The sequence below is a fragment of the Bacillus sp. JK62 genome, from assembly GCF_053663455.1.
Genome location: NZ_JBSJQA010000003.1, coordinates 286,580 through 298,184, shown reverse-complemented (window position 1 = coordinate 298,184; position 11,605 = coordinate 286,580). Strand labels below are relative to the sequence as shown.

Here is an 11,605-nt window from a genome sequence, read left to right as displayed (position 1 = left end):
ACGCCATCGGGAGCATCGTCGGACTAAAAGGTTCCGGCTCAGCTGTAAAAGTATCAAGCAAGCTCGCCAAAACAGGTGCCGCCAAAGTGGATAACGTCTTGGAAGCCGGTGAAAAAGCGGCTGCAAAACATGTAAAAACCGGGATTGAAAAAGGAAAAAATTATATCAATTCCGTTTCGAAAAATAAGTACCAACCCGCGCTTGCCGGAATAGCACAGGATATTGAAAATACTCACAATGTGAAGAATACGCCTTTATTGAAAAGTATTATTGAAGATCAGAAAGAAAGTGTTCTCAGTAAATCTGTGACTTCAAATTTTAGTACAGGAAAAAGCAAGTATACCGCCGGTACAATGAAACATATTTATCATGGAGAAGTTAATAAACGCGGTAAAGCAGTTGGCTACCACCATGAAAGAATGATGGGCGGGAAGATTATACCAGGTACAGAAAAGAAACCTGACAAAAATGGAGTGTATATGGCGAAAGTTGAAGTCGGGTCTGTAAAAAAGATAGCGGATTCAAGTTTCTTTCCAAGGGAATGGAACCGCGTTGATGTATTAAAAGCAATTGACGAAGCTTATCATACTAGAAAACAAGTACGTTCAAATAAGTATAGGGGAATCACTTCAACAGGAATTAAAATTGAAATGTATTTAAATAGTGACGGAACAATAGCAACAGCATATCCATTATATAAAAAATAATCTAAAAGGTGAACGTGATACATGAAATATTCATACAGGTTTGATAAAGATCCATTTGGTGATATAAAAATAGTTTTACCAGAAGAAATCAGTCTTTTCTCTGACTTCATTGAAAATATTACAACAATAGAACAAACTGATGAGTATATAGAATACATTCAAAATGTTTTAAAGGGGATACATGAGGATTTTGAAATTGATTTAAACGGGATAAGTGTATTGATAAAAAAAGATGTTACCGATGTTGAAAACCCTTTTTTGATCGATGACCCTTATAAAAACTCAATAGAAACAGACCAATTTAAAGAGCTATTATTAATATGGAGAAACAAAATTCCTGAGATATTTAAAGGTTAAGTACATTCATTATTCTACGCGGTGAAATTTGGTTCTTAACCTTTATTGAGCCGGTATTCAAATTTCCCAGAGACCAAGATATTAAAGCCTTTCTCATAAGAGATGGGCTTTCATAGTGCGTGATATTTGAGTAACATGTCAGACCCCACTTGCCGATAAGGTCGGAAAGTATAGTTCCGTTCTGAGTGATCCAAAAAACATTAGTAAAATAAAAAAATGGCTCTCTAATTCTGATAATAGACCTCCTAATGCCTTAAACAAGTTACAGACAAATAAAACAACACATTGAATTCCCCAAGATAAAAGAAAGCCCTTCTCTTATGAGAAGGGCTTTATCTATGTTTTCAATAGGATAGACTTTCTTCAGTCCGTAGAAAAGCACATCGAGATTGCGCGTAGTCTTCCGTAAAGTACGTTCCTTTTTGACGCGTTTTCTGTTCTATTTGCGGACATATTACCGCCTCCATTTCGGTTAAGTCACCGAAATAAAAACCGCTACCCTGCGCCTTAATACGACTAAGTCAACACAATAAAAAACGGCTAGAAACGTTGATATAACGCCTCTAACCGCAGTGTATGATTCCGACTGGGCTCGAACCAGCGACCTCTACCCTGTCAAGGTAGCGCTCTCCCAGCTGAGCTACGGAATCATGATATGTATGTGTTGCTGGGTATGTTGTTGTCTCTCTGACATTTATAATTATATATCCTGATTTCTCATTCGTCAACACTTTTTTTATCTAAAATAAAAAAGGGCGCGTCGCAAAATTGACGGCGCCCTTTTCGTTTATGATCTCACTTGGGCGGGGGTTATTTTTTTCAATGCCTGTTCGAAGTCCCGTTCTAAATCTTCGGCGTTTTCGACTCCGACGCTCAGGCGCAGAAGGCCGTCTGTGATGCCGCGTTTCTCCCTCTCTGCTTTCGGCATGGCGGCATGCGACATGGCTGCAGGGTATGAGAGAATGGACTCGACAGCGCCGAGGCTGACGGCAAATACCGGAAGCGATACGTTTTCGACCAGCTTTTTGACGGCTTCTTTGCTTTCCAATTCAAAGGACAGGACGGCGCCCGCTCCGCTCGCTTGACGTTTATGGGTATCGGCTCCCGGGTGTCCGGCAAGGCCGGGATAGTAAACGTTTTTGATGGCGGGATGCCCGTCAAAATAGGCAGCCAGCCGTTCAGCCGTCCGGCTCGCTTTTTCCAGTCTGACCTGCAATGTTTTTAAGCCTCTCAATACGAGCCAGCAGTCCTGAACACCGAGCACCGCTCCAAACGAGTTTTGCAGCTTATACAGCTGATTGCCGAGCTCTTCATCTTTTACGGCGGCAAGGCCTGACAGCACGTCACTGTGGCCGCTTAAAAATTTCGTCGCGCTGTGAAGCACGATATCTACACCGAGATCAAGCGGACGCTGCAGAGCAGGCGTCATGAATGTATTGTCAAGGTATGTCAGACAGCCGTGATCCTTTGCCAGTTTGACGACGCCCTTAATATCCGTGATGCCGAGCGTCGGGTTTGACGGTGTTTCCATATAAATGGCTTTCGTGTTCGGACGGATGGCGCGGGCGACCGCTTCTGTGTCCGTCATATCGACAAAGGTATGTTCGATTCCGAAACGGGACAGAACCTCAGTCACCATGCGGAATGTTCCGCCGTACACATCCTCCGTGACGAGAACATGGTCGCCTTGGGATAAGAGCAGAAATGCCGTCGAAATCGCCGCCATACCGGAGCTGAAAGCAAAACCTCTCGTTCCGCCTTCAAGACCTGCGATCGTTTCTTCAAGCGCTGTTCTTGTCGGTGTGCCGGAGCGGCTGTAATCATATGTCCCGAATTCTTCAAATGAAGACTGATGGAATGTCGAAGCATGCTGGATCGGCACGCTGACGGCTCCGGTGGCTCCGTCTGTTTTAAATGGATTGTGCACGAGCTGGGTTTCCAACGTCCAATTGTGATTACTCATATGACACGGCCCCCTCTTTTACTTGCTGTAATGCCTGCTTTACATCCCGCTTCAAATCTTCTGCATGTTCAATGCCCACTGAAAAACGCAGCAGGCGGTTGCAGACGCCGTTTGCGATACGGATGTCTTCCGGAATGTCCATGTGCGTCTGTGTCGCGGGGTATGTAATAAAGCTTTCCACCCCGCCGAGACTTTCTGCGAAACAAATCGTTTTCAGCGCCTTTAAAAACGGATTGACCCATTCTTCTTTTTGCAGCCGGAAAGACAGCATTCCGCCTTTTCCGGGATATAACACGTCGGCGATTTCCTCTTCCTGTTCTAAAAATTCTGCAAGTTCACGGGCGTTTTCTTCATGACGGCGCATTCTGAGTCCGAGTGTTTTCATCCCTCTCATTAAAAGCCACGAATCAAACGGCGGGAGAACGGCGCCGATCGCATTTTGGTGATTAAACATGATGTCGCCGAGCTCTTCATCCTTAACGACAGCCAGACCGGCAAGGAGATCATTGTGCCCGGCTAAATATTTTGTGGCGCTGTGAATGACGATGTCCGCTCCCAGTTCAAGCGGGCGCTGGAGCACCGGAGTATAAAACGTATTATCCACAATTAAAAGCAGGCCGGCTTCTTTCGTAATCCGGGCGATTTTTTCAATGTCCGCCTCCTGCATTAACGGGTTTGTAGGCGTTTCAACAAATACCGCTTTCGTGTTTTCCGTTAATTTGGAGCGTAAACAGTCTTCATCGCTGAAATCATCGTAAATAAAGCTTAAGCCGTATTTTCTCCATTCATTTTCAAACAAACGGTATGTGCCTCCGTATAAATCGGAGGATACAATCAATTCATCCCCGCTTTTAAATAAAGCCATAATCGTTTGAATGGCTGCCATTCCCGAGCTGAAAGCAAAGCCTCTCGCACCGTTTTCCAACACGGCGATAGCGTCTTCGACGAGCTGGCGTGTCGGGTTTTTCGTGCGCACGTAATCAAAACCTGTAGATTCTCCTATTCCTCTATGGCGGTAAGCGGTGGACAGATAAATCGGCGGACTGACCGTTCCTGTTGCTTCTTCGCTTCTATTTCCAATTTGGGCTAATTTTGTTTCAACATGCTGCGTCATCAGTAAGCACCATCCTTTTCAAAAATAAAAAAGCTCCCTCTTCATAAGAAGAAGGAGCTTTTCTCTTCCTCTTATCTTCCAAGCATGTGAATCGCTTGCTGGATTTAGCACCTTGGCACTTTGCCTTCCCGCGGCAAAGCAAACCGGTTGCTGAGGTTTCAAAGGGCCAGTCCCTCCACCTCTCGTGATAAGAATATTGTTTTGTATTTTCTGATTGTTCTATATTAACGCACTATAAAATGGATTTCAACAACTTTTTAATTTTCTGAACTCTCGCAAGAAGTGCATCTGAAGAAAGAAATTTCTAATAATTCATGGTACAATAGGGAAAAACCATCAAGACAAGAAGCGGCCTGGAGGAATGCGAAGTGGCACCGAAAACCGGAATCATTCATGAGAAAAAACTTTTCTCTCATGAGCTTAAAGAAGAAATGACCGTTTTGGTCTACCTGCCCAACACTTACTCCCCTCTGTATAAATATCATACGGTCATCGCCCAGGACGGCCATGATTATTTCAGATTAGGAAGGATCGGGCGGCAGGCGGAAGAGCTCATGTCAAAAGGGGAAATTGACCGCTGCATCATTATCGGCGTCCCATATAAAAATGTGCGGGAGCGAAGAAACACATACCATCCCGAAGGCTCTAAGTTCGCCTCATATAAACGGTTTATCGCAAATGAGCTCGTTCCTTTTATCGACAAAGAATACCCCACTTATCAAGTCGGATACGGCCGCACCATGATCGGGGATTCCCTCGGCGGAACCGTCTCGCTCATGACGGCGATTGACTATCCGAACATGTTTGGAAACGTCATCATGCAGTCTCCGTATGTTGACGGGCACGTGCTGGATGCCGTCCGGCAGTCGGAGGATCTCAAACAGATTTCCGTTTATCATCAAATCGGAGAAAAAGAAACCGCCGTCCACACGACGGACGGCCAGGTGCTTGATTTCACCGCGCCGAACGAAGAGCTCAAACAGCTGCTGGAAAGCAAACAGTCCGAATACACGTATGAAACCTTTGACGGGGATCATAAATGGACATACTGGCAGCCGCTCATCACGCCGGCGCTGAAAAAAATGCTGTAACCATTCATTTAAGGAGGGAACTTTCATGAAATACGGTATTGTTTTATTTCCATCAAAAAAATTACAGGATCTCGCCAATTCGTACCGGAAACGCTACGACCCGAGCTACGCGCTCATTCCGCCGCATCTGACGGTAAGAGATCCGTTTGAAGCGACAGAACAGGAAATCGAGCAGGTCGTATCACAGCTGAGACAGACGGCGAAAGAGTCGCATCCGCTCGTTCTGAAAATCACAAAATACAGCTCGTTTTCTCCTGTGAATAATGTGATATATATGAAAGCAGAGCCGACGGAGGAATTAAAATCTCTGAGTGAGAAATGCTACTCAGGAGCATTATCCGGCGAGCCGGAATACAGCTTCGTTCCGCATGTCACGGTCGGCCAGAAGCTGTCGTCAGATGAACATTCCGACGTACTCGGACAGCTGAAAATGCAGGACATTTCCCACGAAGAAGTCATCGACCGTTTTCACCTGCTCTATCAGCTGGATAACGGCTCATGGACTGTGTACGAAACATTTTTATTAGGCGGAGGAGAATAACTGCTTGGAATCCATCATCGTAAAAACTGAAAAACAGCTGAACGACGCTTTTTTCGTCAGAAAAGAGGTCTTTGTGAAAGAACAGCACGTTCCGGAAGAAGAAGAGATTGATCAATTCGAAGACACGTCAGAGCATATAGTCATATATGACGGAGGCCAGCCGGTCGGAGCCGGCAGATGGCGCTTGAAAGACGGGCATGGAAAATTAGAGCGCATCTGCGTAATGAAAAGCCATCGTTCTTTAGGCGTCGGGGCCATCATGATGCAGGCGCTTGAAAAAGCGGCGGCCGCCCAGGGTGCCGGCAGCTTTATCTTACATGCGCAGACGCAGGCGGTTCCGTTTTACGAAAAACAAGGATACCGCGTCACATCCGGCGAAGAATTTCTCGATGCGGGCATCCCCCATCTGGAAATGATAAAGGAATACAAACAATAAAATCAAAAGCACTCCTGTTGATATGACAGGAGTGCTTTTTTTATGAAAATCATACCATTTCATGAATTTTATTGTATTTCATGGAAGGTTAATGTATGTTTAGTATACTAAGTATTACAATTCATACAAAAAATACAATTCATATTTCGGAGGGATAAACATGACGGCACCAAAAGGAAAGCACATATTCGGGACTGTTAAAGTGGGCACAAAAGGACAGATTGTCATTCCTAAAGAAGCAAGAGATGTTTTCGATATAAATCCGGGGGATTCACTGCTTATGCTTGGGGATGACCAGCAAGGTATCGCACTTGTTAAACAAGAACTCTTTTTCGAGTTTGCAAAAGATATTTTAAACGCTAAGCAAATCGACGCAGATAGCGAGGATGAGTAAATGCACGCGATTGAGCTGAAGCAATTAACGAAACATTATAAAGAAACCGCCGCCGTTGACCGTCTTGAGTTCTCAGTTGAGAAAGGGGAATTTTTCGCTTTACTCGGTGAGAACGGAGCCGGAAAAACGACATTAATCAGTATGCTTTGCGGACTTCTTTCTCCGGATGAGGGTGATGCATCAGTGCTTGGACACAGTATTTTGACTGATTTGGATAAAATAAAACCGAAATTGAATATGTCCCCGCAGGAAACAGCCATCGCTCCTCATCTAACCGTACGGGAAAACTTAGAGTTTATAGCCGGAGTCTACGGAATTCCGAAAAAAGAAGCAAAAAAAAGAACAGATGAGATGCTCGAATTGTTTCAATTAAAAGAGAAAGAAAGAGCAAAAACAAAAACCTTATCAGGAGGAATGCAGCGCCGTCTCAGCATCGCAATGGGCATGATTACAAAACCGGATATTTATTTCTTAGATGAGCCGACATTAGGGCTGGACGTCCGTTCACGCCGCGAGTTGTGGAAAAATCTTGAGACATTAAAGGGTGACATGACGATTATTTTAACAACACACTATTTAGAAGAGGCTGAAGCCCTGGCAGACCGTATTTGCATTTTAGAAAATGGGACTTTAAAAGCACTGGGCACGGCGGAGGATCTGAAAAAACAAACACATTCAGCCACATTTGAAGATGCCTTTTTAGCGATTTGTGACGGAGAGGCGGGTCTTTATGCTTGATTTCGCCATTCGCAACCGCAAAGAGATTTTTCGTGATCCCTTATCTATCATCCTTGGAATCGCACTGCCTGTTATTCTATTGTTTCTGTTTACGGCGATTGAAAAAAATGCGCCGCTTGATACCTTTAAAATTCAGCACTTAGCACCCGGACTCATTGTTTTCGGTTTCGCTTTCCTTACGATGTTCTCTGCATTGCTGATCGCAAAAGACAAACAGACCGCCCTTTTGACCCGTTTGTTTGCTTCCCCTTTAAAAACAGCCGATTATGTCATCGGTTACGCAATGCCGATGCTGCCGTTAGCCATTTTACAAATCGTCATTTGTTTTATCGCAGCTGCGGCTGCCGGTTTATCCGCCGAGTGGATGAATCTTCTCGCAGGTATCGCTGTCTTGCTGCCGATTGCGATGATGTCCGTTTTCTTCGGTTTATGTTTAGGGGCTGTGTTTACGGACAAACAAATTTCAGGTATCGGAACGATTTATATTACACTCGTGCAATTTCTGGGCGGAGCTTGGATGGAGGTGAGCCTGCTCGGTGACACATTCAAACATATCGCTTATGCCTTACCGTTTGTTCACTCGATCGAGCTGGCCCAGGAAGTCATATCCGGAGATTATTCTTCCTTTCATCAGCATATTTGGCCGATAGCGGGATATACCGTTTTGGCGCTTGCACTTGCTTTCCTCAGTTTTATGAAAATCAGGAAGAGATAAAAAAAGCCGGCACTCCGTAATGGGAGCGCCGGTCTTCTTTTTTACGTTTCTTTCAGAAGGCTTATCGTATGCGGCAGCAGACGGTCATCCCCCGGACTGCCATGGCCCGGAACGACAATGCTGATGTCCTGATATCTTTTCATGACTTTGCGGACGGCGCGCGGCCACTGATCCGGATAAAAGCCCGGAGTTGGCACGATTTCCTTTGTTTCGAAAGCCTTGATTAAGCAACCGCCGAATAAGAGCTTATCCTCAGGCAGCCAGACGGTCATATTGTCTTCCGTATGCCCTTTTCCCGGATAAAACGTTTCAATTTTCATATCGCCAAACTGCAGCTTTGTCACGTTTTTCAAATCTCCGAGCGGCCGGTGATATCCCTGCTGCCGGGCGAAGTCGGCGGTCAGCTTCGTGCTGTGCACCTTTACACCGTATTTGTACAGTGTGTTCAGCCCGCCGATGCGATCGTCATGGGCGTGTGTCACAATGGCATCGGTCATCCTTTTGCCGGGAAACCGCTGTTTTATTTCTGTCATTAATTGCTCTGTGAGACTGTCATTCCACGGAGTATCAATCAGTACGATTCCTTTGGAAGTTTCAAGAAGCAATCCGTTCGCAGGGACGGGACTTCCGTCTGCCGTACCGATGCTTGTATGCATCCAGACATGCGGCGCCAGCTGTGTAAGAGTGACATCTTTTGCTGCGGAGCTCTCCGCCGCGTGTGCCGGTTTCATTCCGGCAGTAAAGAGGCCGAATAGAAATAACCCCGCAATTAATAATGAAAGCTTTCTCAAATTGAATCATTCCTTTCCGCATCTTTCATCTATACGGCTCAAAAAAACCCGGACATTTCCGGGCTTTTTCACACGTATTGATTTATCAACCGGCCTTTTCCCATGATTTGCGGCAGACGGGAAAGAGAGCGCTTACGTTTTTCTTCATGCACTTTCTTTGCTGCGGCTGCGGTGTTTTCCTGGCGGCGCTCCACCTCTCTGTACACCCTGTCATTGGCGAGGGCGGCCGCTTTCGTAATACCGGCGTAATCAGGCTTATAACCTGCTGCCCGGTTTGCGTATTGAGAATACTGCTGGTTTTGAATCCGTCCTGCATAAATCATATGTACCCCTCCCCTTCGCTTTTCATTTCCCTTAATCTTACTTTTTGAAACGCGGTTCTTTTGTTATGATATTCTTTGTCTATCAAATGAATGAACACCTTTTAATGGGAGGACCCCTTTTTGAAATGCGCCCGACTGAATAACCGAACGATACATTTACATACATATTCTAGAGAACATTACCAATTCCTTTTTGAAGAAGCTCAGAAAGGAAATATTTTTTGCGCACATTGTGACCAGCCTGTCTTAATGCGGCTTTCGATTTTAGAGCAGCCGGCATTTTATCATCGGCAAAAGGGAGACTTCATCGCCTGTGAAAAAGCATGCGCGGCCGAGGAACCACAAGCGGAGAAAGAAAAAGAAGAGTATAAGGAAGCAGGCATGTTCCGCCTGCCGAAAGGAAAAGCGATTTCAGAGAATCCGAAACCGATCGTCTCAGAATGGAAAAGCCCGAAAAAAGTGCCTGCGACCGAACCGTTTTCACCAACATCCGAGGCAGCTGATACATCTTTATTCCCCGGCATCGGCCTGAATCGCGAACAGATGACGGCAGTTACTGAAACGGACGGCCCCCTGTTGGTGCTCGCCGGAGCGGGAAGCGGAAAAACAAGGGTGCTGACAGCCCGCGCCGCCCATATGATTGAACACCTCGGCATTTCACCTGAGAATATGCTGCTTGTGACCTTTACGACAAAAGCCGTCGCCGAAATGAAAGAGCGGATGGCGAATGAGTACGGGCTGGCAGCCGGAAAAGTCTCCCGTCTCGTGACCGGAACATTCCACAGTTTTTTCTATAAAATACTCTATCATTATGATTCTTCAAAATGGAACGGCAGCCAGCTTTTAAAAATGGAGTGGCAAAAAGAGCAATATGTGAAAAAGGCGCTTTATGAAGAAAATTTGGATGAAAAAGAGTTTCCCGTCGACCAGGCGCTACAGCTTATCGGCTGCTGGAAAAACACGTATCTCCCCCATGAGACCATTCCGCTTGCGGACGACTGGGAGAAAAAAGTGTACCGGCTCTACGAACGTTACGAACGGCAGAAGCGGGAAAAACGGCAATTTGATTTTGATGACATGGCCCAAGGCTGTTATGAACTGTTTCAAAGCCGGCCTGATATTCTCGCGCAGTACCAAAACAGATTTTCTCATATTTTGATTGATGAGTTTCAAGATATTAATCCTGTCCAGTACAACATTATGCAAATGATCGCAAGCCCGGAGAATAACCTGTGCTGCGTGGGTGATGACGACCAATCCATTTATGCGTTCCGCGGCAGCAGCCCGTCTTTCATTCTTGATTTTCAAAAGGATTATCCGGCAGCAAAGACCATTTACTTAACGGCAAATTACCGCTCGCCGCATCCGATCGTCTCAAGCGCTCATGCCGTCGTAAAGAAAAATAAAAAACGGTATGAAAAAATACTTTCTGCCGTCAAAGACGGCGTTCACAATCCCGTGATATTTTATCCTTACGATGAAGAAGAAGAGGCGACCATGATCGTTTCGGATATGAAAGAGAAAATTCAAAACGGGGCGAGTCCTGACGATTTTGCCGTGCTTTACCGGACAAACAGCGCCGGACGGGCCATTTATGAAAGACTTCACCAATCATCGATTCCTTATCATGCCGACCGTGGCGTGCAGACGTTCTACAGCCGCAGAATCGTACGCCAGATCCTCGCCTACTTATATGCGAGTCAGAATGAAGATGATACGGATGCGGTGAAAGACCTGCTGCCCGCCTTATTTTTAAAGCAATCCGCCCTGCAAACGTTAAAGGCGCTGTCAATCACGGAAGATTGCACGATGATTAAGGCACTGACGAAACTGCCTGACCTGAAGCCTTTTCAAATAGGGAAGATCAAGCAGATCGTTCCGTTTTTCGCAAGCATCCGGACAATGAAGCCGGTTGAAGCCATCACCTTTGCAGAAAGCAAAATGGGTTTTTCCGAGTATTTAAAAAAACGGGGCAATGAGGGAAACAAACTGGAAAAAGGCTCTGATGATCTCAGGGATGTCAAAGTGGCCGCCAAAAAATTCAAAACCATTCCCGATTTTCTTGCGCATGTCGATCATATGCGCGCCGCTGAGAATCAGAAAACCGATGAAAACGGCGTCGAACTGCTGACCATTCACCGCTCTAAAGGTCTTGAATTCAATACGGTCTATATTTTAGGCGCGGCTGACGGCTCGATCCCCCATGACTTCGCGCTTGAGACGGCGAGACAGGGCGATCCCGCTCCGCTCGAAGAAGAAAGACGGCTCCTGTATGTCGCAATGACAAGGGCCATGCAGCATTTATATGTATCTTGTCCCGCGTACAGGCGGGGAAAAACAGCGCGCAGCTCAAGATTTCTCGAGCCCCTTCTCCGGACGGACAGACGGAGCGCACTCAGGATATAAAGAACCCGGCAGATCACTGCCGGGTTTTT

Annotated in this window: 13 protein-coding genes, 1 tRNA gene and 1 riboswitch; of the genes, 9 read left to right on the top strand and 5 right to left on the bottom strand. The window is 45.9% G+C overall.

Features of this window, described 5'->3' with window-relative positions; translation table 11 throughout:
• Positions 1-707 (top strand): EndoU domain-containing protein (locus ACWJJ4_RS11130; RefSeq protein ID WP_454021646.1); only part of this gene is annotated, 707 nt, incomplete at its 5' end.
• A gap of 21 nt (positions 708-728) precedes the next feature.
• Positions 729-1,064 carry a tRNA-Val4 gene (locus ACWJJ4_RS11125; protein ID WP_317461384.1) on the top strand — a complete coding sequence of 112 codons (336 nt, stop codon included), beginning with the start codon at positions 729-731 and terminating at the stop codon, positions 1,062-1,064.
• A gap of 577 nt (positions 1,065-1,641) precedes the next feature.
• On the opposite strand, the gene ACWJJ4_RS11120 is transcribed toward ACWJJ4_RS11125, so the two are convergent.
• The 3 genes from ACWJJ4_RS11120 to ACWJJ4_RS11110 all read right to left on the bottom strand — a co-directional run bounded on the left by ACWJJ4_RS11120 (position 1,642) and on the right by ACWJJ4_RS11110 (position 4,141).
• Positions 1,642-1,714, bottom strand: a tRNA-Val gene (locus ACWJJ4_RS11120).
• 137 nt (positions 1,715-1,851) lie between these two features.
• On the bottom strand, positions 1,852-3,027 hold the full coding sequence (gene metC / locus ACWJJ4_RS11115) for a cystathionine beta-lyase (protein ID WP_007409073.1): 1,176 nt from the start codon (positions 3,025-3,027) through the stop codon (positions 1,852-1,854).
• A complete protein-coding gene (locus ACWJJ4_RS11110) occupies positions 3,020-4,141 on the bottom strand; it encodes a methionine biosynthesis PLP-dependent protein (protein ID WP_454021645.1) in 1,122 nt (373 codons plus the stop codon). Before ACWJJ4_RS11110 ends, metC begins: the two co-directional genes overlap by 8 nt.
• Before the next feature lie 68 nt (positions 4,142-4,209).
• A riboswitch (SAM riboswitch) is annotated at positions 4,210-4,335 on the bottom strand.
• A 174-nt stretch (positions 4,336-4,509) separates the two neighbouring features.
• Here ACWJJ4_RS11110 and ACWJJ4_RS11105 point away from each other — a divergent pair.
• From ACWJJ4_RS11105 to ACWJJ4_RS11080, 6 genes are all read left to right on the top strand, one after another.
• Entirely contained in the window at positions 4,510-5,232 is a 723-nt protein-coding gene (locus tag ACWJJ4_RS11105) for an esterase family protein (protein WP_454021644.1), read from the top strand.
• Positions 5,233-5,257: 25 nt separating this feature from the next.
• Entirely contained in the window at positions 5,258-5,773 is a 516-nt protein-coding gene (locus ACWJJ4_RS11100; RefSeq protein WP_003154969.1) for a YjcG family protein, read from the top strand.
• Between the two features lie 4 nt (positions 5,774-5,777).
• Positions 5,778-6,209 (top strand): GNAT family N-acetyltransferase, encoded by a 432-nt coding sequence (locus ACWJJ4_RS11095; RefSeq protein WP_060675070.1) that lies wholly within the window; start codon positions 5,778-5,780, stop codon positions 6,207-6,209.
• A gap of 160 nt (positions 6,210-6,369) precedes the next feature.
• Complete coding sequence (locus tag ACWJJ4_RS11090; protein WP_003154973.1) at positions 6,370-6,603, top strand: AbrB/MazE/SpoVT family DNA-binding domain-containing protein; 234 nt, start codon at positions 6,370-6,372, stop codon at positions 6,601-6,603.
• On the top strand, positions 6,604-7,341 hold the full coding sequence (locus tag ACWJJ4_RS11085; RefSeq protein ID WP_060675068.1) for an ABC transporter ATP-binding protein: 738 nt from the start codon (positions 6,604-6,606) through the stop codon (positions 7,339-7,341).
• Positions 7,334-8,056 (top strand): ABC transporter permease, encoded by a 723-nt coding sequence (locus ACWJJ4_RS11080; protein ID WP_007409080.1) that lies wholly within the window; start codon positions 7,334-7,336, stop codon positions 8,054-8,056. Before ACWJJ4_RS11085 ends, ACWJJ4_RS11080 begins: the two co-directional genes overlap by 8 nt.
• Before the next feature lie 41 nt (positions 8,057-8,097).
• Here ACWJJ4_RS11080 and bla read toward each other — a convergent pair whose 3' ends face one another.
• Together bla and ACWJJ4_RS11070 are read right to left on the bottom strand one after the other, a co-directional pair.
• Positions 8,098-8,847 (bottom strand): subclass B1 metallo-beta-lactamase, encoded by a 750-nt coding sequence (bla, locus tag ACWJJ4_RS11075; protein WP_102421733.1) that lies wholly within the window; start codon positions 8,845-8,847, stop codon positions 8,098-8,100.
• 68 nt (positions 8,848-8,915) lie between these two features.
• The gene (locus ACWJJ4_RS11070) at positions 8,916-9,170 is read right to left on the bottom strand and encodes a hypothetical protein (protein ID WP_070081642.1); all 255 of its coding nucleotides are present in this window, start codon (positions 9,168-9,170) and stop codon (positions 8,916-8,918) included.
• A 120-nt stretch (positions 9,171-9,290) separates the two neighbouring features.
• Between ACWJJ4_RS11070 and ACWJJ4_RS11065 the strand changes: the two genes are divergently transcribed.
• Positions 9,291-11,576 (top strand): ATP-dependent helicase, encoded by a 2,286-nt coding sequence (locus ACWJJ4_RS11065; RefSeq protein WP_182068782.1) that lies wholly within the window; start codon positions 9,291-9,293, stop codon positions 11,574-11,576.
• Positions 11,577-11,605: the final 29 nt, after the last annotated feature.

Excerpts from the sequence above, each read along its gene's own strand:
- ACWJJ4_RS11125 (WP_317461384.1), top strand. The coding sequence starts at position 729 with ATGAAATATTCATACAGGTTTGATAAAGATCCATTTGGTGATATAAAA.
- ACWJJ4_RS11085 (WP_060675068.1), top strand. The coding sequence starts at position 6,604 with ATGCACGCGATTGAGCTGAAGCAATTAACGAAACATTATAAAGAAACC.
- ACWJJ4_RS11100 (WP_003154969.1), top strand. The coding sequence starts at position 5,258 with ATGAAATACGGTATTGTTTTATTTCCATCAAAAAAATTACAGGATCTC.
- ACWJJ4_RS11070 (WP_070081642.1), bottom strand. The coding sequence starts at position 9,170 with ATGATTTATGCAGGACGGATTCAAAACCAGCAGTATTCTCAATACGCA.
- ACWJJ4_RS11080 (WP_007409080.1), top strand. The coding sequence starts at position 7,334 with ATGCTTGATTTCGCCATTCGCAACCGCAAAGAGATTTTTCGTGATCCC.
- ACWJJ4_RS11090 (WP_003154973.1), top strand. The coding sequence starts at position 6,370 with ATGACGGCACCAAAAGGAAAGCACATATTCGGGACTGTTAAAGTGGGC.
- metC (WP_007409073.1), bottom strand. The coding sequence starts at position 3,027 with ATGAGTAATCACAATTGGACGTTGGAAACCCAGCTCGTGCACAATCCA.
- ACWJJ4_RS11110 (WP_454021645.1), bottom strand. The coding sequence starts at position 4,141 with ATGACGCAGCATGTTGAAACAAAATTAGCCCAAATTGGAAATAGAAGC.